Origin of the sequence: Marinomonas pontica (assembly GCF_026191375.1) — a bacterium.
In the GTDB taxonomy this organism is placed as follows: domain Bacteria; phylum Pseudomonadota; class Gammaproteobacteria; order Pseudomonadales; family Marinomonadaceae; genus Marinomonas; species Marinomonas pontica.
The window spans coordinates 55,301-78,223 of record NZ_JAODTL010000040.1 but is presented as its reverse complement, the minus strand read 5'-3'; the positions used below and the strand labels follow the sequence as shown (position 1 = coordinate 78,223).

General features: G+C 46.7%; 21 protein-coding genes and 2 pseudogenes. 13 read left to right on the top strand and 10 right to left on the bottom strand.

Annotated elements, in window-relative coordinates; genetic code table 11:
* Window positions 1-28 precede the first annotated feature (28 nt).
* Complete coding sequence (locus N5P32_RS10130; RefSeq protein WP_265728959.1) at window positions 29-406, bottom strand: DUF1499 domain-containing protein; 378 nt, start codon at window positions 404-406, stop codon at window positions 29-31.
* Window positions 407-748: 342 nt separating this feature from the next.
* Between N5P32_RS10130 and N5P32_RS10125 the strand changes: the two genes are divergently transcribed.
* Window positions 749-1,483 (top strand): tellurite resistance TerB family protein, encoded by a 735-nt coding sequence (locus N5P32_RS10125; protein WP_265728958.1) that lies wholly within the window; start codon window positions 749-751, stop codon window positions 1,481-1,483.
* A gap of 94 nt (window positions 1,484-1,577) precedes the next feature.
* Here N5P32_RS10125 and N5P32_RS10120 read toward each other — a convergent pair whose 3' ends face one another.
* The 4 genes and pseudogenes from N5P32_RS10120 to apbC all read right to left on the bottom strand — a co-directional run bounded on the left by N5P32_RS10120 (window position 1,578) and on the right by apbC (window position 5,144).
* Window positions 1,578-1,997: an NUDIX domain-containing protein gene (locus tag N5P32_RS10120; protein ID WP_265728957.1), complete on the bottom strand. Its 420-nt coding sequence runs from the start codon at window positions 1,995-1,997 to the stop codon at window positions 1,578-1,580.
* Window positions 1,998-2,313: 316 nt separating this feature from the next.
* Complete coding sequence (gene tenpIN / locus N5P32_RS10115) at window positions 2,314-2,742, bottom strand: type III toxin-antitoxin system TenpIN family toxin (RefSeq protein WP_409371097.1); 429 nt, start codon at window positions 2,740-2,742, stop codon at window positions 2,314-2,316.
* A 732-nt stretch (window positions 2,743-3,474) separates the two neighbouring features.
* Window positions 3,475-4,062, bottom strand: a complete 588-nt coding sequence (gene dcd / locus N5P32_RS10110) for a dCTP deaminase (RefSeq protein WP_110573774.1) — start codon at window positions 4,060-4,062, stop codon at window positions 3,475-3,477.
* A gap of 9 nt (window positions 4,063-4,071) precedes the next feature.
* Window positions 4,072-5,144, bottom strand: a pseudogene (gene apbC, locus N5P32_RS10105) (iron-sulfur cluster carrier protein ApbC).
* 242 nt (window positions 5,145-5,386) lie between these two features.
* On the opposite strand from apbC, the gene metG reads away from it, so the two are divergent.
* From metG to N5P32_RS10055, 10 genes and pseudogenes are all read left to right on the top strand, one after another.
* A complete protein-coding gene (gene metG, locus N5P32_RS10100; RefSeq protein WP_265728955.1) occupies window positions 5,387-7,438 on the top strand; it encodes a methionine--tRNA ligase in 2,052 nt (683 codons plus the stop codon).
* A gap of 282 nt (window positions 7,439-7,720) precedes the next feature.
* Window positions 7,721-8,301: pseudogene (gene rsxA / locus N5P32_RS10095) on the top strand (electron transport complex subunit RsxA).
* Between the two features lie 10 nt (window positions 8,302-8,311).
* Window positions 8,312-8,908: an electron transport complex subunit RsxB gene (gene rsxB / locus N5P32_RS10090; RefSeq protein WP_265728954.1), complete on the top strand. Its 597-nt coding sequence runs from the start codon at window positions 8,312-8,314 to the stop codon at window positions 8,906-8,908.
* Window positions 8,908-11,559 carry an electron transport complex subunit RsxC gene (rsxC, locus tag N5P32_RS10085; protein WP_265728953.1) on the top strand — a complete coding sequence of 884 codons (2,652 nt, stop codon included), beginning with the start codon at window positions 8,908-8,910 and terminating at the stop codon, window positions 11,557-11,559. Before rsxB ends, rsxC begins: the two co-directional genes overlap by 1 nt.
* A 68-nt stretch (window positions 11,560-11,627) precedes the next feature.
* The gene (locus tag N5P32_RS10080) at window positions 11,628-12,617 is read left to right on the top strand and encodes an RnfABCDGE type electron transport complex subunit D (protein ID WP_322783854.1); all 990 of its coding nucleotides are present in this window, start codon (window positions 11,628-11,630) and stop codon (window positions 12,615-12,617) included.
* A complete protein-coding gene (rsxG, locus tag N5P32_RS10075; RefSeq protein ID WP_265728952.1) occupies window positions 12,617-13,234 on the top strand; it encodes an electron transport complex subunit RsxG in 618 nt (205 codons plus the stop codon). The genes N5P32_RS10080 and rsxG overlap by 1 nt, the downstream gene beginning before the upstream one ends.
* Window positions 13,235-13,249: 15 nt before the next feature.
* Window positions 13,250-14,011, top strand: a complete 762-nt coding sequence (locus N5P32_RS10070) for an electron transport complex subunit E (RefSeq protein ID WP_265728971.1) — start codon at window positions 13,250-13,252, stop codon at window positions 14,009-14,011.
* Window positions 14,012-14,249: 238 nt separating this feature from the next.
* Window positions 14,250-14,885, top strand: coding sequence for an endonuclease III (gene nth, locus N5P32_RS10065; RefSeq protein WP_265728951.1), 636 nt, complete (start codon window positions 14,250-14,252; stop codon window positions 14,883-14,885).
* Between the two features lie 143 nt (window positions 14,886-15,028).
* A complete protein-coding gene (locus N5P32_RS10060) occupies window positions 15,029-16,366 on the top strand; it encodes an omega-aminotransferase AptA (protein ID WP_265728950.1) in 1,338 nt (445 codons plus the stop codon).
* 175 nt (window positions 16,367-16,541) lie between these two features.
* Complete coding sequence (locus tag N5P32_RS10055) at window positions 16,542-16,868, top strand: hypothetical protein (protein ID WP_265728949.1); 327 nt, start codon at window positions 16,542-16,544, stop codon at window positions 16,866-16,868.
* A gap of 46 nt (window positions 16,869-16,914) precedes the next feature.
* Here N5P32_RS10055 and N5P32_RS10050 read toward each other — a convergent pair whose 3' ends face one another.
* The 5 genes from N5P32_RS10050 to N5P32_RS10030 all read right to left on the bottom strand — a co-directional run bounded on the left by N5P32_RS10050 (window position 16,915) and on the right by N5P32_RS10030 (window position 21,688).
* Window positions 16,915-17,187: an RNA recognition motif domain-containing protein gene (locus N5P32_RS10050; RefSeq protein ID WP_265728948.1), complete on the bottom strand. Its 273-nt coding sequence runs from the start codon at window positions 17,185-17,187 to the stop codon at window positions 16,915-16,917.
* 77 nt (window positions 17,188-17,264) lie between these two features.
* On the bottom strand, window positions 17,265-18,206 hold the full coding sequence (locus N5P32_RS10045) for a nucleoside hydrolase (RefSeq protein ID WP_265728947.1): 942 nt from the start codon (window positions 18,204-18,206) through the stop codon (window positions 17,265-17,267).
* Window positions 18,207-18,293: 87 nt separating this feature from the next.
* The gene (locus N5P32_RS10040) at window positions 18,294-19,187 is read right to left on the bottom strand and encodes a ribokinase (RefSeq protein ID WP_265728946.1); all 894 of its coding nucleotides are present in this window, start codon (window positions 19,185-19,187) and stop codon (window positions 18,294-18,296) included.
* A 179-nt stretch (window positions 19,188-19,366) separates the two neighbouring features.
* Complete coding sequence (locus tag N5P32_RS10035) at window positions 19,367-20,599, bottom strand: argininosuccinate synthase (RefSeq protein WP_265728945.1); 1,233 nt, start codon at window positions 20,597-20,599, stop codon at window positions 19,367-19,369.
* Between the two features lie 186 nt (window positions 20,600-20,785).
* Complete coding sequence (locus tag N5P32_RS10030; RefSeq protein WP_265728944.1) at window positions 20,786-21,688, bottom strand: flagellar protein MotY; 903 nt, start codon at window positions 21,686-21,688, stop codon at window positions 20,786-20,788.
* A 95-nt stretch (window positions 21,689-21,783) separates the two neighbouring features.
* Here N5P32_RS10030 and rnt point away from each other — a divergent pair, with 95 nt between their 5' ends.
* Window positions 21,784-22,452, top strand: coding sequence for a ribonuclease T (gene rnt / locus N5P32_RS10025; RefSeq protein WP_265728943.1), 669 nt, complete (start codon window positions 21,784-21,786; stop codon window positions 22,450-22,452).
* Window positions 22,453-22,518: 66 nt separating this feature from the next.
* A complete protein-coding gene (locus N5P32_RS10020) occupies window positions 22,519-22,923 on the top strand; it encodes a YbaN family protein (RefSeq protein ID WP_265728942.1) in 405 nt (134 codons plus the stop codon).

Below are 22,923 nucleotides of genomic sequence, written 5' to 3'. Positions count from 1 at the left end.
TGCTATAACCGGTTAAACAAAACACACGCTATTCGTTCAATGTACGACGAATAGCCTCCATACGTTTTCGATTCACACCAAAGTCGGAATGCCCTACCCGAGACGCCGAGCGAATATCGATAACAACGTCTCCGTCATGCTCTTCCAAGAACAGAAACTCCACATCGTCCACAAAGCGAAACACCACCGACGTAAACTCAGCATGAATATAACGCTCTTCTCTCGTCACCACCTTTACTCGCTTCAACGAATCAAGTGCCGCAACGACCTTTTCATGAGCTTCAGCATTGGTTCCTTTAACCACCAAAGGCTCAATAAAATGTTTGCCCTCGGCCTGACTGCTCACACAGTTTGGCGAACTCGGACAAGCAGCCAACTTCCCATTTGTAACCCCTAAATTCGGCATATTACTTGAACACCCCTGCAATAAAATACACACCCATAAACATAAAAACGTTCTCGTCAACATACCCAACCTTAATGCATGAAACCAAAGAAACACAGAAGCCATCTCAGGTCACAACCACCAACAACGCCCTCTGACCGAGACTAACAATAAATTTCATGCTCAATAACACATCGCAAAGCCACTCTTTTTATTAGATTAACGCAGATAAGTCATCGACTTACTTCCCTTGAATAACGTAATTAAAGAGTAAAAGAAAGGGAACAAAACCACCAAAGATGAACTCTCCCACGCTTCTCCAGTCTGATAAAAAACAGATAAATAAATTGGAGGTTATTAATCATGAATATCAACTCACTGCTAAGCAGCATTATGGGCTCTACAGGCTCAGGAATTGACCAAGTCGTCACCAAAGCAAAATCTGGCTCTATGCCCGGTGGGCTTTTGGGAGGCGCTGCAGCTGGCGGATTAGCCGCCATGTTATTAACCAACAAAAAAGCCCGAAAAATGGGCGGTAAAGCAATCAAATATGGAGGCATGGCAGCGGTTGGCGGAATCGCTTACAAGGCTTGGCGTGACCATAAAGAGAACCAAACCACAGCACAAACCGCTCCAGCAACGCCCAAGAAGAGCGTTCACTCAGATTCGACTAATACCCTGCCAGATGTCCCAACTGGCAGCATATTCGACCTCGCTGAAGAACAACCGAGCAAGCAAACACAAAATACACACCTCATACTAATCAAAGCCATGATCAGCGCCGCCAAAGCAGACGGCCATATCGACGCGACAGAACGCACTCGAATTGAACAACAAATCAAAGACCTAGGGATTGGCAAAGAAGAACAACAATTCTTAGTAGAACAACTGCGCGCAACCAGCGACCCTATCGCAATCGCTCGTCTATCTGAAAACGAAGAACAGGCCACAGAAATTTACCTAGTCTCCTTACTCGCGGTTGATATCGATACCGACGAAGAACGACGCTACCTAGACAGACTAGGAGACGCATTGCATTTGCCAATGGATTTACGCCAAAACATCGAATATGAAGTGAAAGATCTGCAAACACCTTAGCAAAGCAAAAGGCTATAACACCGCAAAACACGTTCTAAAAAGGCGCTCTGAAAAAACCAGAGCGCCCTAAGAAAGACGCAAATGGGCGTTAAAATCAACTTACAACCGTCAGCAACTCATCCCTGATCAAACGCAACAAAAAGGTTTCACGCTCAATCGACATGCCTTTTTTATCGCTGTTTTTAATCGTATCGAGATTATGCTTAATGGCATCGTGAACACTAATCCACACCGGCTTCATGCCATTGTTAACCTCGTAATCCTCCAAACTTGTCTCACCTAACTGCTCGTCAATGTCACAGGTATAGCAATAAGACTTCATCTGCATGATCTCGAAACCATCCCTATTCCAAGGCCGAAACTCCTCATACAAACCAAACACCTCGACATTGCGAATATTCCGCGCCCCCGTCTCCTCCGTTAACTCACGGATCAAACCTTCCACATGATTTTCCCCTTCATCAATCCCACCACCTGGCAAGGTATAATCATCGTAACGCTGGGTATACAGCATCAAAATATCCTCGCCTTTTAAAATAATCCCACGGGCAGCAAGACGTAAAAAAGGGTTGATCGACAGACTCGATGCTTGGATGGATCGAGGATTTTAGTAAACGCATAGGTTGGTACTTCGTATGGTTGGGTTAATTTTTTTTGGTCTGCAAGTAGATTTGTGACTTCTCAATGACTTTTAGCTACAAGTTTATTCCGCCCTGCTGGGCGAGGGCTTAGTCCCTTCCCCTTTTGTCTTCCAAGGGGAAGGCGGAGGATGGGGTTGCTCTATTGTCGAGCTCTCGCCCAAACGTCCAAGCAGCTGCGTTCATAACACCCTACACCCCAAGCTCTTCATGGTAATTAACCAACGTAGTATAACCAAAGCGCTGTAGATTCGGGAGGTTTCCCAATTTTGCTTGTGAGACATAGTCGTTTACGTACTTCTCAAATTGCCGTTGAATTTTGTCTTTGTTATTTTTTACTTTTTGGTATTCCGCTTCGCTACGAAGTTTGAAAGCTTTTGGCTGTAGATCGTCTTCTGTAATGACGATGGCTTTGGAGTAGTCAACACCATTCCAGACGCCATTGTGGAATATGGTTTTAAACCCATGTTTATGAGCCATATTGCTTCGAAATGGAATCGCAAAGGTGATATTTTGAATCTTGACTGGAATCACACCATAACCACGATCTTTTTTACTCATGGTTTCTTGAAGTGTAATTATTCGATTGTAAGCAGTTTCTGTTAACAGCCTGATTTTCATAACCATCCTTGTTATAAAAACAAAAAGCCCTTATAAAATAAGGGCTTTTCGAGTAGAACTTCCATTGAGGTTGATGCTATTTATTGCGGGGATACCTCTACCGCCGCGACGTCAAATGAGGTTGGTGTTTTTCATGTGGGGATGCCTCTACCGCCACGTCATCTACATGCTTAGTATCGTTATCTCAGGCTTTTATGTCAACAGACTGTACATTTATCAACCTAAAAAATACGAAATTAAGCTAAATAAGCACGCTATCACTAACCGTCAAAGATTGATTCCCGCCTTCGCGGGCACCTATCCCCTTGTGGGAAATGACGTATATCTTCAGTTTATGTTTCTCTCTAGAAGTCAGTTCGACGCGACGAAGTTGCGCGACTTTATGGAGTTTCAGGGTCAGTTAAAAATACCTTCCCCCTCCACCAGCAAAAACAATCTATGCCTTACAGTAAAGATCGTGTTGCTAAACCTGTATTAAACAATATGAATGAGACGTTTGGGCGATAGCCCGATAAAGCGAATTTTTGCTTTCCTTTAATCTGAAGTTTTTGGGCGCTTGCAAAAAGTTACCCGCTCAGCAGAGCGGAAAAAGGTTGGGAATACAAAGCGTTTGAATGGAACCCAAAGAAGAGATTAACCCCACTCTAGCCCTCCCCTTGGAAGACATAAGGGAGGGAATTTAGACACAAAAAAAGAGGCCGAGGCCTCTTTCTAGTCGATCTTATAAAGGATCTAAGATTTATCACCGGAAATCCGGCTGCCAACCGCGGAGGTTTGGTCTTTATACTTAGCGTTATCCCGTTTGTTATAAGGACGATCCGCAGAGCCCGACATGGTTTCAAAGTTGATGGCACCAATAGTCATGCCTGGGCTTAGGGCGATGGGTAATTTGCCGCCGTTAAGGAATTCTAGAACGATGCCGCCGCTCCAACCTGGGTCGATGCGGTGTGCGGTGACGTGAACCATTAAGCCAAGGCGCGCTAAAGAGGAACGTCCGTCAAGCCAGCCCACTAGGTTGTCTGGCACGGTGACGGATTCTTTGGTGACGCCAAGTACGAGTTCGCCCGGATGGATGAAGAAAGGTTTGCCGTCTTCGACAAGGATTTCTTCGCTCATCACGGATTCTATAACTTTGCTTAAGTCGGCTTTTGAGCTGCTTAGATCAAGATAAGGCGCTGGGTGACCTTGAAAGACACGAAACGAGTTGCCCAATCGTAGGTCAACAGATACACCACTGATGACGCTGTTATCTGGGCGGGGTTCGATGACAATGGAACCTTCGTCTAGGGCTTTTATAATATCTCGGTCACACAAACGCATTACTTTTCCTCAATCGTCGCTCATACCAATAATAGGCATCGCTGTTTGTACATTCTGTTGGGATGCAAGGGTAGCACCAAGCTTGCGTGCAATCGACTGATAAATGCCTGCCGCGTCACTTTCTGGGGCATTTACGACGATAGGACGACCTGCATCGCTTTGTTCACGAATCGCAAGGCTAAGTGGCAGTTTGCCCAGCACATTGACGTTATATTCTTTTGCTAAACTTGCACCGCCTTCGTCACCAAAGATGGCTTCGTGATGGCCGCAGTTAGAACAGATGTGAGTGGACATATTTTCCACCACGCCCAACACTGGGATTTTAACCTTGTTGAACATTTCAATGCCGCGACGAGCATCCAGCAAGGCGATGTCTTGTGGGGTTGTCACGATCACAGAACCGGCCACTGGCACTTTTTGCGCTAGGGTAAGTTGAATGTCACCCGTGCCCGGTGGCATATCGATGAAAAAGGTAATCAAGATTGTCCCAATCAGTTTGCGTCAAGATCTGCATCAAAGCACCCGTTACCATAGGACCACGCCATGCTACGGGCGTGTCTTTGGTGGTCGAGAAATGCCATGGACATCACTTGCAAACCAAAGGCGCTTGGCGGCACGAAGAATTTGTCTTCGCGAACGTGTGGTCGAGTGCCTTCGGCAAAGCCTAGCATCATACCTTGGCTTGGGCCGTAGATATCGGCATCTAGAATACCAACACGAGCCCCCTCTTTCGCCATGGCAAGGGCAAGGTTAACTGTGGTGGTGGATTTGCCCACACCGCCCTTTCCAGATGCCACAGCAATGACGTTTTTCACGCCTTTCAGTCCGGCAATGTTGCCTTGAGTTGCGTGGCTCTTTACTTGGTAGTCAATATCGAGTTCTAGACGGCGAGAATCGGCCATCAGCTCTTTGATCTTAGCTTCTAAAATCGCGTGTTCTTGTTGCGCAGGGTAACCAAGCGTCAAGCTGACATGAACGCGGCTGTCATCGGCAACAACTCGCCAAACAGCACCATAAGGTTGGCCGCTATTGTCATCGATTAGGGTTTCTAAACTCGCCTGTAATTGGGCATCGGTTAGCATGGGGGCTCCTAGTAAGGCGGTAATAAAGATAAAGTTTATTTTACAACGTTGTGCCAAGTGTGGGGGCAAATTATGGAAAAGCAAGTCAAGGTAAGAAAGCTACCCCTTGCACATGAGTGATTGGGACTTATAATGACGGCTTTCTATACACTATCCGTATCTTGAGGCGTTTATCATTCGTCATTCGCTCTTAATTATTGATAGAATACCCGACCTTTTTTAATGCAGCAGGCTTATCAAAAATGGCACAAACGCAACGCAAAATTTTAGTCACCAGCGCCCTTCCTTATGCAAATGGTTCCATCCATTTGGGGCACATGCTGGAACACATCCAAACCGATATCTGGGTGCGTTTTCAAAAAATGCGCGGCCATCTTTGTACTGCTGTGTGTGCGGATGATGCGCACGGCACGGCCATTATGATCAAAGCCGCACAACAAGGCATTACCTCAGAAGAATTGATCGACGGTGTTCGCCAAGAGCACATGGCGGACTTTAATGACTTCCTGATTGGGTACGACAACTACCATTCTACGCATTCTGACGAAAACCGTGAGTTTTCAAACAGCATTTACAAAGCCCTGCGTGACAATGGCAAAATCGCGGTTCGCTCTATCGTGCAAGCCTACGACCCAGAGAAAGAAATGTTCCTTGCGGATCGTTTCATTAAAGGGACTTGCCCTAAGTGTAAAGCAGAAGATCAATACGGCGACAACTGTGAAGTCTGTTCTGCGACGTACACGCCAATGGAAATGATCAACCCTCGCTCGGTTTATTCTGGTGCGACACCGATTGAGAAAGACTCTGAACACTATTTCTTTAAATTGCCAGATTTCCAAGATTTCCTAGCGAAATGGACACGCAGCGGCACCTTGCAAGACCAAGTGGCTAACAAGCTATCTGAGTGGTTGGATTCTGGCCTAAAAGAATGGGACATCAGCCGCGATGCGCCTTACTTTGGTTTTGAAATTCCAGACGCGCCGGGCAAATACTTCTACGTTTGGCTAGACGCTCCGATTGGTTACATGGCGAGTTTCAAAAACCTGTGTGATCGCACCGAAGGGTTAGAGTTTGACGATTACTGGGGCAAAGATTCTGACGCTGAGCTTTACCATTTCATCGGTAAAGACATTATCAATTTCCACGCCTTGTTCTGGCCTGCGATGCTGGACTGTGCTGGCTACCGCACACCAACAGCGGTCAACGCACACGGTTACGTCACCGTTGACGGCGAAAAAATGTCTAAGTCGCGCGGTACTTTTATCAAAGCCCGTACTTACTTGAAGCATTTGGACCCACAGTACTTGCGTTACTACTACGCAGCCAAACTAAACTCTCGTGTTGACGACATCGACCTTAACCTAGGCGATTTCTTGCAGCGCGTGAATTCAGATGTTGTGGGTAAAGTCGTTAACATCGCGAGCCGTACCGCCAGCTTCATCAACAAAAAGTTCGATGGCCAATTAGCGACTGACGTGAGCGAAGCGGAAATGATTCAATCGTTCGTCGACGCGGGCGATGTGATTGCGGAACATTTTGAAAGCCGCGAATACGGTAAAGCCATTCGTGAAGTCATGCGCCTTGCTGACGTAGCCAACGAATACATTGCGGTTCAAGCGCCTTGGGTATTGGCAAAAGACGAAGCGACGTTGCCGAAAGTTCAGGACGTTTGTACGGTTGCCTTGAACTTGTTTAGCATCTTAGCGACCTACTTGAAGCCGGTGATGCCAAACTTGGTGGCCGACGCCGAGGCCTTCCTTGGCAAAGAGCTAACTTGGGATAACCGCAGCGAATTATTGTTTGGCAACACGGTAAACAAATTCAAGCCACTAATGGGCCGTATTGAGCAAACGCAAATTGATGCCATCATCGAAGAAGGCAAAGCAGAAGCGGCGGCTGAAGCGGCAGCCAAAGAAGCCGCTCAACCCGCTCAGGTTGAAACCGAGCTAAGCAAAGAGCCAATCGAAGCCGAGATTACTTTTGACGACTTCGCTAAAGTCGATTTGCGCATCGCCTTAATCGTGAAAGCCGAGCACGTTGAAAAAGCCAATAAGCTGCTAAAATTGACCTTGGACATTGGTGGCGAAACTCGCACTGTGTTCTCTGGTATTAAGTCTGCTTATAAGCCAGAAGACTTAGAAGGCAAACACACAGTCATGGTGGCTAACCTTGCGCCACGTAAAATGAAGTTCGGTCTGTCTGAAGGCATGGTATTGGCTGCGGGGCCTGGCGGTGAAGAAATTTACCTACTGGAACCTCATGCTGGTGCAAAACCTGGCCAACGCGTGATGTAACCTAGCTGAGCGGGCTATCGTCCGCTCATATCGTGACTGACTTCAATGCTCACCTTGTGATAAATGCGAACATTTATTGATAAGGTGAGCATTGGCATTAATAAGCAAACATAAATCATACTTATATAAGCGTAACCTATTATCTATATACTAAATCAGACTAAAAATACGATACTTTTAGCTTTGTTAGTTATAAGCAGATTGGTATAGTTACGCTCACAGATGTTTTTACCTAGATACATCTAAAACCACATACTATTCACCGCATACTTTGGATTTGAGATGACTGAATATCTCCTGATACTGGTCAGTACCATTCTGGTTAATAACTTTGTTTTGGTACAGTTTTGGGTCTTTGCCCTTTCATGGGTGTGTCTGGAAAACTAGAAACCTCGATTGGCATGGCAATGGCGACCACCTTTGTTTTGACCTTGTCGAGCCTGTGTAGTTATCTCACTTATACCTACATACTCCAGCCATTTGGTCTTGAATACCTACAAACCATTTCGTTCATTTTGGTCATTGCGGTTGTCGTTCAGTTCACCGAAATGGTGGTGCATAAAACCAGCCCTTTGCTGTATCGCGTATTGGGTATTTTTCTCCCATTAATTACCACCAACTGTGCGGTATTGGGTGTGGCGCTGCAAAACATCAGCAAGCAAAACGGCTTTGTTGAATCCATTCTTTACGGTTTTGGTGCGGCGGTGGGCTTCTCTTTCGTCTTGATTCTGTTCTCGGCAATGCGTGAACGCATTAACGTGGCGGACGTACCGACTGTTTTCAAAGGTTCTGCCATCGGTATGATCACGGCGGGTCTGATGGCTCTGGCTTTCATGGGCTTCACCGCCCTTGTGCAGATTTAGGAGTACGACGATGTTAACGGTTTTACTCGCTATCGGAATGTTGGTGCTCCTGTCACTGGTTTTTGGCGCTATTTTGGGTTACGCCAATGTGCGTTTCCACGTAGAAGGCGACCCGATTGTTGACCAAATTGATGCCCTACTTCCTCAAACTCAGTGTGGCCAATGCGGTCACCCAGGGTGTCGTCCTTACGCCGAAGCCATTGCGAACGGCGAAGCGATTAACCATTGCCCACCGGGTGGACAAAGCACCATTCAAGCGTTAGCGGACTTGCTGGATGTAGAAGCCGTGCCTTTGGATGGCGATCACGGCACAGAAACCGCAAAACGTGTGGCGGTGATTCGTGAAGATGAATGCATTGGGTGCACCAAGTGTATTCAAGCCTGCCCTGTGGACGCCATTCTTGGCGCAGCAAAACAAATGCACACCGTGATTGCGGATGAATGTACAGGTTGTGACCTGTGTGTCGAACCTTGCCCAGTAGATTGTATTGATATGGTAGAAGTTGGCGTGACAGCAAAAACTTGGTCTTGGGACAAACCGCAAGGTATCGCGGCCACCTCATTGAATATTATTGCCACGGATCGTCAAGCGGAGGTTGTTCACTAATGCAAACCGCCAGTATTTTCTCCTTCCACGGTGGCATCCACCCAGCTGAAAACAAAGCGCAGTCTTTGCAACTGCCATTGGGTCGCCCTAGTTTACCAAGCGAGCTTATTTTACCACTGGGTCAGCACATTGGCCAAAGCTCACGCCCTTTAGTCAAAGTGGGCGATAGCGTACTAAAAGGCGACGCCATTGCCATTAACAACGGCTTTTTGAGCAGCTTTTTGCATGCTCCAACGTCTGGCACGGTCAGCGCAATCGAAGAGCGCTTGATTGCTCACCCGTCTGGCTTAAGTGACCTTTGTATTATCCTTACCCCAGACGGCAAAGACACATGGACAACACTAGAACCATTAAACAACTGGCAAGACATCAGCAAAACTGACGTGTTGGCGTATTTGTCCGAAATGGGCATCATCGGCATGGGCGGTGCGGGCTTTCCAACACAGGTAAAACTGCAGGGAGCGCACAAAAATCCGCTGACACATTTTATTATTAACGCGGCCGAATGTGAGCCTTACATCACCGCAGATGACATGCTCATTCGTGAAAAAACACTAGAGTTAGTATTGGGTATCGAAATTCTTCAACACCTAGTGGAAGCCGAAAACGTCGTCATCGGTATCGAAGACAACAAACCAACCGCCATCGCGGCCTTAAAAACCGTGCTGACACAACGTAATAGCAACATTCAAGTCGCCGTTGTACCAACAAAGTACCCGTCTGGCGGTGAGAAACAATTAATCCAGCTTTTAACGGGCAAAGAAGTACCCAGTGGACAATACCCAGCCGACATCGGTATTTTGTGTCAAAACGTCGGCACCTGTGTTGCTGTCCATGACGCCATAAAACTCGGCAGACCACTGATTTCGCGTTTTACCACGTTAACGGGTGATGCATTGAATGCGTCTCAAAACGTGGAAGTCTTACTGGGCACCCCCATTTCCCATTTATTGGATTACGCTGACGCAAATCCGAACGCGCTACACCGCCTAATTATGGGTGGCCCAATGATGGGATATACAATTGACTCCCCGTTGGTGCCAATCGTTAAAACCAGCAACTGCATTTTGGCGGCCAGCAAAAAAGAACTGCCAACACCGGCTCCCGAGCAAGCTTGTATTCGTTGCGGTATGTGCGAACAAGCCTGCCCAGCCAGCTTATTGCCTCAGCAATTATTGTGGTTCAGTAAAAGCCAAGAGTTCGAAAAAGCCGAGCATCACAACCTTTTCGATTGCATCGAATGTGGCGCGTGCTCTTATGTGTGCCCAAGCAGCATTCCCTTGGTGCAGTATTATCGCCACACGAAAAGCAGCATCCGCGAAGCTCGTGAAGCCAACGTTAAATCCGACTTGGCGAAGCAACGTTTTGAAGCCCGTAAAGCTCGCCAAGACGCCGAAGCCGCAGAAAAAGAAGCGAAACGTCTGGCTCGTCAAAAAGCCGCGCCAAGCAAAACTACAGATGCGAAGAAAGCAACGCCTGCCAAGGCCGCACCTGCCGTTGCAGAGCCTGCATCAGACGATTCTAAAAAGCTAAAAGTGGACATCGCCATTGGCAAATCTAAGCTGAAGAAATTGCAAAAACAGCTACTAGAAGCGCAAGAAAAAGAGCATGTGGAAGACATCAACAGCTTACAACTGCAAGTCAGCGACCAAGAAAAGACCGTTGCCTCTCTTGAAGCTCAGCTGGCGAACGTAGCACAAGCCGCCCCTGCTGCCGAGGCTACACCAGCCCCAGCCAATGACGAATTGAAAAAAGCCAAAATCGATGTGGCGCTCATTGGCGTGAAATTGAAAAAGCTACAGAAACAACTGGACGAGTCACCAGACGACCAAGAACTAAAAGACAAAGTCGCTGGATTTGAAGCGGATCTTAAAGCCGCACAAGCCATCTTGGCGACATTGGGCGCCAGCGCACCGGTGGCAAGCGCTCCTAAAGCCGCAGCCAATGATGATCTGAAGAAGCTCAAGATCGATGCGGCTATCGCCAAAGCGGCCGTAAAAAAAGTCGAAAAAGCTTTGAAGAAAGCGGAAGAGATTAACGCACCAGAAATAGATGCTATCCGTCAGCAATTGCAAGACGCGCAACAGCGCGCTGACGAATTAGAGAAAGCCTTAGCCAATCCAGAAGCCGCAACACAGACGGCAGAAACGACAACCGCTAAAGCCGAATCCGTAGCAGACAGTGCCAATGCCGATGCCGCGAAGAAACGCAAAATTGATCTGGCCATTGCCAAGGCCGGCATTAAAAAAGCCGAGAAAAACATTCAGCTTTTAAAAGACCAAGGCAAGGACGAAAGCGAAATCAACGCTTCAGAATGGCCTAAAAAACTGATCGAAGCGCAAGAAAAGCTGGCTACACTAGAAAGCGAGCAACCAACACCAGCAACGGCTAAAACAGAAACTAAGGCGGTGCCAGCTGAAGCTCAAGCCGCGGCTGACATGGATCTGGCCACGCAAATCAAGAAAGAAAAAATTGCGGTGGCATTAGCAAAAGCGCAAATAAACAAGCTCAACAAGCGCCTAGAAAACTCGCCAGAAGACACCAACAGCATTCGCCAAGAGATTGATGCAGCCGAGAAACGTCTGCAAAGCGCTGAAGCCTTGTTAGAAAAACTTATTCATTCGCAAACCAACATGCAAGAGAATCGTTAAATGGCATTATTGAGGATCACCTCCCCCACACACAACGTGCAGGACGCCGCACCTCTTGGGTGATGCAGATGGTCATTTTAGCGACCATTCCCGGCATAGTCGTACAGACTTGGCTATTTGGCTGGGGCACGCTTATCAACCTAATGATTGCCTGCATCACAGCATTATTAAGTGAAGCCGCCATTTTGGCCATTCGTCGTCGTGCTGTCGGTTTCTTCTTGAAAGACTACAGTGCCCTATTAACCGCGGTGTTGTTAGGCGTTGCCCTGCCTCCCGTTGTGCCTTGGTGGGTAACAGTAACCGCCGTTGCGTTTGCGATCATCTTTGCGAAACAGCTCTACGGCGGCTTAGGCAATAATCCATTCAACCCTGCTATGGTCGGTTATGCCATTGTCTTAGTGTCTTTTCCTGTTCCTATGAGCCAGTGGTTGGGCGTGCAAAGTATGATTTCTGCGGGTGAGACTTTGTCTTTCCTACAAAGTTTACAAGCCATTTTCCATCACCTTCCGGTGATCGACAGCTACACCATGGCAACGCCATTAGATGGTTTCAAACACAAAGACTTGTTAGACACGCAAACGGCTTTTAGCAGCATTGCGGCTCTTCAAGTCCCTAGCTTAAACGGCTGGCTTTGGGTAAATCTAGCGTACCTTGTGGGTGGTCTGGCACTGATTTGGTTGCGTATCATTACGTGGCACACGCCCGCCGCGTTGCTTGGTGCTTTGTTGGTGATGTCTGGCGTGTTTCATTTGATCGACCCAACCGATACGGCAACACCGTTTTTCCACTTAACCACTGGCGCAGCCATGTTTGGTGCCTTCTTTATTGCCACTGACCCAGTGTCATCTTGCACCAGTAATCGCGGCAAACTGATTTATGGCGCCGGTATTGGCATTTTGATTTACATTATTCGCTCTTGGGGCGGTTATCCTGATGGCGTGGCGTTTGGTGTATTGCTGATGAACTTCGCGGCACCGTTAATCGATTACTACACACAACCGAGAACCTACGGCCACAAAAAAGCCAAATCCGGTTTAAAAGTTGGGGAGGATAACTAATGGAATTGTTCGCCTCTATTCGTCGCAACAGTCTGGGTCTTGCTATTTTTGCGGTGCTGACAGCAGGCCTTATTGCCACGACTCACCAGCTCACAGACAACACCATCAAGAACAACATTTTGGATGCGCAAATTTCCGCTTTTAACGAAATTTTGCCTGCGGATTTGTACGACAATGATTTAACCAAAGACACCGCGTACTTGCCTGCTGATCCGTTATTGGGCAGCGAAGAAGGCATCAAGATTCACATCGCTCGCAAAAACGGTGACGTGTCGGGAATCATCTTCGAAACCATCGCACCACGCGGTTATAACGGCAATTTAGACATGTTAGTTGCCATTGATAAAAACGGCACAGTGACGGGCAGCCGAGTCATTAGTCATAAAGAAACACCGGGGCTAGGTGACAAGGTCGACCTCAAAAAATCCAAGTGGATTTTAGGTTTTGCTAATAAGTCGCTTGAAAACCCGAGCTTAAAAGGCTGGGGCGTGAAAAAAGACGGCGGTGATTTCGACCAGTTTACCGGCGCAACCATCACCCCTCGCGCCGTGGTTCGCGCGGTGAAAAACACCCTTATTTATTTTGATCAACACAAAGATACGCTGTTAGCGTATTAGGATAGCCCAATGAAAATGAGCGCAGAAATAGCAACAAGTGACGCGACCCAAGACGAGGGTAAGCCAAGCGCGAATTACGCTGAAATCATTTATAACGGCATTTGGAAAAACAACCCTGCTTTGGTTCAGTTGTTGGGATTGTGTCCTATGCTGGCCGTCACCAGCACGGTGGTTAACGCACTGGGTCTTGGGCTCGCTACCTTAGTGGTATTAGTGGGTTCAAACATTGCGGTTTCTATCATCCGTAACTATGTTGCTGATGCCGTTCGTCTTCCTGCGTTTGTGATGATCATCGCCTCGTTCACCACGTCGATCGAGTTGATCATGCAAGCTTACACGTATGAGTTGTACCAGATTCTGGGGATTTTCATTCCGCTTATCGTGACAAACTGCGCGATACTTGGCCGTGCTGACGCTTTCGCTAGCCGCAACCCTGTGCTGCCTTCTGCGCTCGATGGTTTTATGATGGGCTTGGGCTTCATGTTTATCCTCGTTACCTTAGGTGCTATGCGTGAATTAATCGGACAAGGAACACTGTTTTCCGACATGCAGCTTTTATTCGGCGACATGGCCATTCATTGGAAAGTCGTCGTTTTTGAAAACTACCCAAATGTATTATTTGCTGTATTGCCACCTGGCGCTTTCATTGGCTTAGGCTTGTTGATCGCCGGCAAAAACTACCTAGACGAACGTGAGAAAAAACGCGTTGCCACGCAAAAAGCCAAAGACGGCCCAAGCGCATCGAAACGCGTTCGTGTGACTGGGCAGGTTAGTTAACACTTTACACCAAGATCTACACAACCCCATCCTAGCCTTCCCCTTGAAGATAAGGGGAAGGAATAAAAAAGCTCTAAGCTCCTCCCCATGCTAAGGGGGAGGTTGGGAAGGAGTAAAAAGCTCTAAGCTCCTCCCCCTGCTAAGGGGGAGGTTGGGAAGGAGTAAAAAGCTCTAAGCTCCTCCCCCTGCTAAGGGGGAGGTTGGGAGGGGGTATTAAAGTAAATAAAGGCTACTTATTGTGAACAAAGAAAAGCGCTACGAGATCTTTTCTCGCTTACGAGCTGAAAACCCAAATCCCGTAACCGAGCTAGAATATAGCTCGCCTTTTGAACTTTTGATCGCCGTTTTGTTTTCTGCTCAAGCCACAGATGTCAGCGTCAATAAAGCCACACGCAAACTCTTCCCTGTCGCCAACACCCCAGAAACCATGTTGGCGCTTGGCGTTGATGGCCTAAAAAGCTACATCAAAACCATTGGCTTATTTAACGCCAAAGCCGAAAACGCCATCAAAACCTGCCAAATACTGATCGATAAACACAACAGCGTGGTGCCAGAAACACGAGAAGAACTGGAAGCCCTTCCAGGTGTTGGTCGTAAAACGGCCAATGTGGTACTCAATACGGCGTTTCGCCAAGTGGCCATGGCAGTGGATACGCATATTTTTCGCTTTGGCAATCGAACCAAAGTCGCACCGGGCAAAAACGTCCTAGAAGTGGAAATGAAGTTGCTCAAGTTCGTCCCGAAAGAGTTCTTATTAGATGCTCACCACTGGATGATTCTTCATGGGCGCTATATTTGTGTCGCTCGAAAGCCTAAATGCGATGCCTGCATTATTGAAGACCTTTGCGAATACAAGGACAAAACCTCTACTTAATTTTGTAGACAGGCGAACGCTCATAACGACTCCACCATTAGTTAATCAAAGACTAATCTAAAATTAAATAACATCACATTTATTAAACCTTTCTTGCTCGGCATTCTTACTCTATTGATGTTCAACTTTAGAGAGAGTTTGATATGAGCCACATTACTAAATCCAGTTTGACCCAAGCTCAACTTGATGCACACTGGATGGCCTACACAGGCAATCGTCAGTTTAAGAAAGACCCTCGTATTATTACATCTGCGGCGGGCAACTATTACACTGACCTTGATGGTCGTCAGATCTTTGACGGTTTATCTGGGTTGTGGACTTGCGGCTTAGGCCACAGTGTTCCAGCGATCAATGAAGCGGTGGCTCAACAAGTAAAAACTCTGGATTACTCCCCTGCTTTTCAGTTTGGTCACGAGAAATCTTTCCTGTTGGCCGAACAGATTACCGAATTTATGCCTGAAGGCTTGAACCGCGTTTTCTTCACAGGTTCAGGTTCTGAATCGGTAGATACGGCATTAAAAATTGCTCGTGCATACTGGCGCAAAAAAGGCATGGGTACGAAAACAAAATTCATCGGCCGCGCAAAGGGCTATCATGGCGCTGGTATTTCTGGCTTTAGCGTGGGCGGTATTCCCGCGAATCGCACGCTGTACGGTCAAGGTTTAGAGTCTTATCATTTACCGCATACTCAAGTGCCGGGGAGTGAATTTACCAAAGGCATGGCAGAGCAAGGCAAAGAACGTGCTGACGATCTAATTAACCTTATTACAATGCATGATGCATCAAACATTGCCGCCGTGATTGTCGAGCCTATGTCAGGTTCCGCTGGCGTCATTGTGCCACCGCAAGGCTACTTAAAGCGTTTGCGTGAGATCTGTGATCAACACAATATTTTGTTAATTTTTGACGAGGTAATTACTGCATTTGGTCGTATGGGGGCAAAAACGGGATCAGAAGCCTTTGGCGTCACTCCTGACGTTATTACCATGGCTAAACAGGTCACCAATGGCGTGATTCCGATGGGCGCTGTGGCGTTCAAGCAAGAGATCTACGATACCTTTATGGATAATGGTGGCCAAGACTATATGCTAGAAGTACCACATGGCTATACGTATTCTGCCCACCCTATTGCTTGTGCTGCTGGTTTGGCGTCACTTGAAGAAATTAAGAAACAAGGTCTGATCGAGCGTGTTAGCAGCATGAGCTCCACGTGGGAAAACTGTGTGCATCAACTGAAAGATGCGAGCGCTATTGTCACTGATATTCGCAACTACGGTTTTGCAGCGGGCATCACCATTGCCCCAGTCGATGGCGAGCCTGCGAAACGTCCTTTCCAGATTGCTATGTCCATGTTTGAGAAAGGCTATTACGTGCGTTATGGTGCCGATACCATTCAGTTAGCACCACCATTTACAACAGAGCAATCTGAAATGGACAGTCTCATCAATGCTCTAGGAGAAACCATTAAGCAAGTAAGCTAATTTTTCACTTGCGATTTACGCTCCCCAAAACTCAAGGTGTTGTACGTGCATGTGCAACACCTTGATTTGCATCATATTATTGCAACTATCCATTGCGAACATTCTTGCATTATAATGACGATTGCAAACGCATCGTTATCGATTTTAGTTCTTCACCCAGCAAAGGATAATTCCTGTGTCTATTTCTCATTCACCCTATGTTCGTTGCTTTTGGACGGGTTCTTTGTATTTGACCAATGGGATGGTTATGCCAATCCATTGCACACACATATCAACACAAAAAATCGAAGTAGAAGCACCAGGAGGTTTACAGGGGTCTAAAATGGTAAAACTGGAGCTGAAGGCCATTCATGAAGGAAAAACAGCCACGATTGTCGCGCTGTGTGACCCAGAATTGGATGTCTTTAATGAGCATAATAAGCACTATATAAAGCTGTCTTATCATACGATTTCAAACAAAGATGTGGAGTTTATCAAAGCATTTGCTGACGCTCATTCCTAGCTCATAACAAAGACAAGCTAGGATAGCAGATTACTCGATGCGGATTTTACTCTGCGTCATCGCTACCCACTTTTTTCGCAGTCTCTTCTGCTTTTTTCACACGAATTTTTGATCCGTCAACTTCTTTGCCGTTTAGCATTTTAATGGCCACTTTAGCGTCACCGACTTTTGGCATTTCAACAAAGGCAAAACCTTTTGATTCGCCGGTCTCTTTGTCCATTACAAGATTACAAGATTGCAATGTGCCATGTTCTGCAAACAAGACTCTTAGCTCTTGTTCTGTGGTGTTACGCGCTAGGTTTCTAACTAATAATTTCATATCTTTCTCTTTATAAATAAAAAAAGGCATGGGGTTACTGTCCATGCCTTCCAGTTTGATTGCGCCATTCTAACGATTTAAGACAGGGTTGTCTCAAATAATGCCAATAGTTTTTGGCTGTCCACTTCCATACACACTTGCGTCATTGGTACATCATTCCAATGGGGCTCAGGAAAACTCATACCCTGCGGTGCAAAAATCGTTTGGCCGATGCCAATACCTTCACACGCTACGCGAACGGCACCCAACTCAACACCAAAAATACTCGGATCTAACACGTACGCAATGGTTGATGCATCATGGAAGTAACACCCATTCATATCAAATCGACTGCTGTAGAAATTAATGTAATGCTGAGCGCAATCGTACAAGAAGCCACCCTCTGTTGGGTTTGCTTCTCTAATACGCTCTAGAATAGGGTTATCCAACAATACTTGATGCGTCACATCCAGACCAATCATGGTCACTTGCCAAGGCGCAGTAAATACCTTATCCGCCGCATGAGGATCGTTCATGATGTTCGCTTCCGCTACTGGGGATACGTTACCGTATTCAATCGCAGTGCCACCCATTAACACCACTTCATCGACTAAGTTGGCTACTTCTGGATCAAGCTCAAGCGCTTTTGCCAAGTTACCTAGCGGACCAAGAGCGATTATGGTCACTTCACCTGGAAATTCACGCACGGTATCAACGATAAACTGCGCGGCGCTTTTATCAACGGCTTGGCCTTTTGGCGCAGGCCAATCGATATTGCCAAAACCATCAGCACCATGAACAAAGTCAGGGTGTGGGCGTGGGGCTATTTTACTTGGTACCGCAACACCTTTCGCCACAGGCACATTTACCTTGGCGATTTCCGTCAAGGTAATGGCATTTTGTGTTGCCAATTCCACAGACACATTACCAAACGTCGTAGTCAGACCCAGCACGTCAAGCTGTGGCGCTTGGAAGGCAAAAAAGATCGCCATTGCGTCGTCTATACCCGGATCGGTATCAATAATAATTTTACGAGCCATGTTTCTGTTCCTCTTTTAGCAATTTGTTGTTTGCTATGTCATTTTGGCTAACTATTTTTAGCGAATTCTTTTGGTTAACGGTTTTGGCTAACTATGTTCAGCAAGAAAAGCCGTCACTTCGTCCTGTGTTGGAATGGATGACGCCGCCCCCAAACGTGTAACACAAATGGCAGAGGCTGCACAGGCACGAGTAATTGCCTGAGTCATATCGTCCCCACTCATTAAAGAAGACAAACAGTAGCCGATAAATGTGTCCCCTGCCGCGGTCGTATCGACAGCGTCAACCGAAAAAGCGTCCACAGACAAGGTTTCGTTGCCACTAAAATAGCACACACCCGCTTTTCCTAACGTCATGAGAACCGCAAGTTCAGGGTACGCTTTCGGAAACGCAGCGATGGTACTGTCGATATCTGTTGTTCCCATCAAATCCATGCCTTCGACTTCGTTGACGATCAATAAGTCAACAAACTCCAAAACGTGCTTTGTCAGCTCTGCATCCATCGGCGCTGGATTAAACGCAACCTTGACCTGATGCTGTTGCGCTTTACGCATGGTGTATTCGATCAGATTGGTTTCGTTTTGCAACAGCACCCAATCACCAGCACTTGCACTGGATAACACCTGGTCAATTTGCGCTTCCGACAACGTATGGTTTGCACCTTGGTACAGTATAATCGAGTTTTCCGCGGCTTTGGTGAGCTGAATAATTGCATGACCTGTGGCTGTGTCTACTCGCTTGATTAAGTCCGTGTTAACACCAAGCGATTCTAACTGATCAATCACCGCTTGATCACTGTGATGCACAGCACCGACATGTTTAACGTCAGCCCCTGCCTTGGCTAACGCCACAGACTGATTCGCCCCTTTACCACCCAGTAAACATTGGTAGCTGTCTGAGGCCATGGTTTCACCAGGTCGAACAAAGTGATCAAGCTGATAAAGGTGGTCGAGGTTAATCGAGCCAACATTATAAATTGTCATTATAGCCTTCCTTCAGTATGAACATGGGTTACGGTAGATCGTCCTACCCAACACCACTACGCAGTCAACTCAGTCTATCTAATCACAAACATTGACCAAGCGTACAAAAATAAAAAACGCCCCAATTCTGCAAGAACGGAGCGTTTTTTGAAAGCTTAATTTTCTAAAACAGACAGTGACTACTTGTCGTTATCTAGAAAACCACGACCTTTTTGTGCGGCAATACGCATACGAAGTGCATTCAGCTTAATGAAGCCTGCTGCGTCTTTCTGATCGTAAGCACCAGCATCGTCTTCAAATGTCGCAATTTTGCTGTCGAACAAGCTGTTATCAGACTGACGACCAACCACGCTTACGTTACCTTTGTATAACTTAAGGCGCACTGTACCGTTTACGTATTTTTGTGATGTGTCGATCAAAGCTTGCATCATACGACGCTCTTCTGACCACCAGAAACCGTTGTAAATCAATTTAGCGTAGCGAGGCATCATTTCATCTTTCAGGTGCATCGCTTCACGGTCTAGTGTAATAGACTCAATGGCGCGGTGAGCACGCATCATGATAGTGCCGCCAGGTGTTTCATAGCAGCCACGCGCTTTCATGCCAACAAAGCGGTTTTCTACGATATCAACACGGCCAATGCCGTTCGCGCCACCAATCTTGTTCAATGTTTCCAAGATATTTGCAGGAGACATTGCTTCACCATTGATAGAAATTGGGTCGCCTTTCTCGTAACCAATTTCGATGTAAGTAGGTTCATTTGGTGCATTTTCTGGAGAAACAGACCAACGCCACATGTCGTCTTCTGGCTCTGTCCATGGGTCTTCCAACTGATCCCCTTCAAAAGAGATGTGCAGTAAGTTAGCGTCCATAGAATAAGGCGATTTTTTCTTTTTAGTCGAAAAATCAACCGGAATTTTGTGTTCTTCACAGTAAGCCATTAGCGTTTCACGAGACGTTAGGTCCCATTCACGCCAAGGTGCAATCACTTTAACGCCAGGTTTCAATGCGTACGCGCCAAGTTCAAAACGCACTTGGTCGTTACCTTTGCCTGTCGCGCCGTGAGAAATAGCATCCGCACCCGTTTCATTGGCAATTTCGATCAAACGTTTTGCAATCAATGGACGAGCGATCGATGTACCTAATAGGTACTCACCTTCGTAAATAGTGTTGGCACGGAACATAGGGAAAACGAAGTCGCGAACAAATTCTTCGCGCAAATCTTCAATGTAGATTTCCTTAATACCCAACGCTTGAGCTTTAGCGCGAGCTGGTTCTACTTCCTCACCCTGACCCAAATCAGCGGTAAAGGTAACCACTTCACAGTTATACTCTTCTTGAAGCCACTTCACGATTACGGAAGTATCTAGGCCGCCTGAATAGGCTAGCACAACCTTCTTCACGTCAGACATTATCTCTATTCTCCTCAACGAGCTCGCGCTCCCTCACCAATGCTTTCAAACCAGTACATGGCGGCGCAAATAATTTAAAAAAAGGGTGGTAAGTGTAAGATCTCGATTCTTGCTTAGCAAGTAAAAAGCCCCGTTCTACACAGATAAATCGGCAAAACAGGGCTATTTCTTACAATTCAGAGACAATCAGAAAATCGGCAAATCAACTCGCCTCATTTTTTCCAAACGAATCGTCACACGTCGGTTACGTTCTCGACCTTGCGCCGTATTGTTGGTCGCTGAAGGATAACGTTCACCATGATAACGAGAGATAATTTTGGCCGCGGGCACGCCTTTCTCAAGCAAATACGCCGTCACTTTTTCGGCGCGTATTTTAGACAATTCTCGGTTATCTCGACGCGAACCAATGATGTCTGTGTGACCATCAATGTAAATGTATTCCACACTGGGGTCGGAAGACACATACAAGGCCACCAAATCTAAACGAGCTTTAATTCGGTCTGTAAGATCAACTCCGTTTGTCGTAAACAAGGCCGCTGTTCTGGCAATCTGATCGTAATTAACGGGCAATAAACTGGACAAACAGCGTCTAAATTCGTTGTAGGCTGGTGCAAAATTAATGTTCGACAGCCCTACTTCTACGGTTTCTCGGCTGTTTTCCCACGCGGTTCCAGCGACCACTGGATGTCGACCACGATCCAAGCTCGTCAACATACGTTCCGCCACTTTGCCACCCACTTCCACGGTTAACCCATAACCTGGGTAAGGTAAAATATCCAGCGTTTCTGGCTTCACGCCCGGCGACCAATCAGGCGCTTGGGAAATAATATACACTTGGCCAGGGCCCAACTTTTCATTCTGCGGTTGCAGGATGAATTTCATCGGTTCGCCCGCTTCTTTTATAAAATGACCTTCGCCATAATTCGGCACGGGATGCGTTAAGCTGCAAGAAAAAATATCGCCCGCAAGAAGCCACTCAGAATCCGAAATACCCGATTGGTAATGTGTAATGGCGTTAGCCTGCGTCCACGCTAAGCCAGCGGCCAATAAAAATGTGGTGCGAATTAGAAGTTGTTGGGGAATTCCCATTTAGACATCTCGTTCAAGCATTATCAAATGTGTTATGATGCGATCCTATTGTATACCGTTACTGTTGATCAAGCGGCAGAATTAAGGACCTTCTTTTGTCAAACCATGAAATCAAAGATCGATTCCGCGGCTTCCTACCTGTTGTTATCGACGTAGAAACCGCAGGCTTTAATCAAAAAACAGATGCTTTGTTAGAAATGGCGGCCAGCATCCTAAGAATGGATGAAAATGGCGATTTATACATCCATGAAACATTAGAATTTTTGATCAAGCCATTTGAAGGCGCAAACCTTGAAAAAGCAGCGCTCGACTTTACCGGCATTGACCCGTTTGCTCCTGATAGACAGGACATGCCAGAAGAAGAAGCGCTGTCTCAAATGTTTACAAAAGTTCGCAAAGAACTGAAATCTGTAGGCTGTAAACGCGCCATTTTGGTGGGGCACAACGCCGCATTTGACCACGGATTCCTAAACGCAGCCATTGAGCGAGCGGATGTAAAACGCAATCCATTCCACCCATTTTCGAGCTTCGATACGGCAAGTTTAGCAGGGCTGGTATATGGACAAACTGTGTTAGCGAAAGCGTGTGAAGCGGCCTCTATCCCGTTTAGCAACTCCGAAGCACACTCAGCGAAATACGACACTGAAAAAACCGCTGAACTCTTTTGCGAAATGGTGAATCGTTTGAAACGCCTTGGTGGATGGCCACTGGTGGAAAGCGAACCAGAAGACAGCATGGCGGCTATTTTTAATTCTGGAAAATAACCGCATAATGGAAATGGGTTGGCGAGATAACAGCCCATTTCTTTTACCTTTTACGTGGGCAAGCCTATGCAAGGAAAGCGAATTCTCTATTTAATGCTTGGGTGGTTTTCACTTATCACTGGCATTATTGGTATTTTTTTGCCTTTACTCCCCACAACCCCCTTGGTTTTATTGGCCGCTTGGTGCTTTTCTAAATCATCAAATCGATTCCACACTTGGTTACTTGAGCACAAATTTTTTGGCCCTATTGTTCGGGATTGGCAGTCTTCTGACGGCATTCCAAAACACGCCAGAAACCGCGCCATTTTATTCATGTGGACGGGCATGGCGATCTCCATTTTTATCGTGTCTCGCTTTTGGGCCACCATCGGATTAATCGTGATTGGCCTTTGCGTCACAACCTATTTAATGCGCATGCCGCTGCGTTCCGAAAATACAGATCAGACAGTAGAGAAAGACGAACACGGTTAA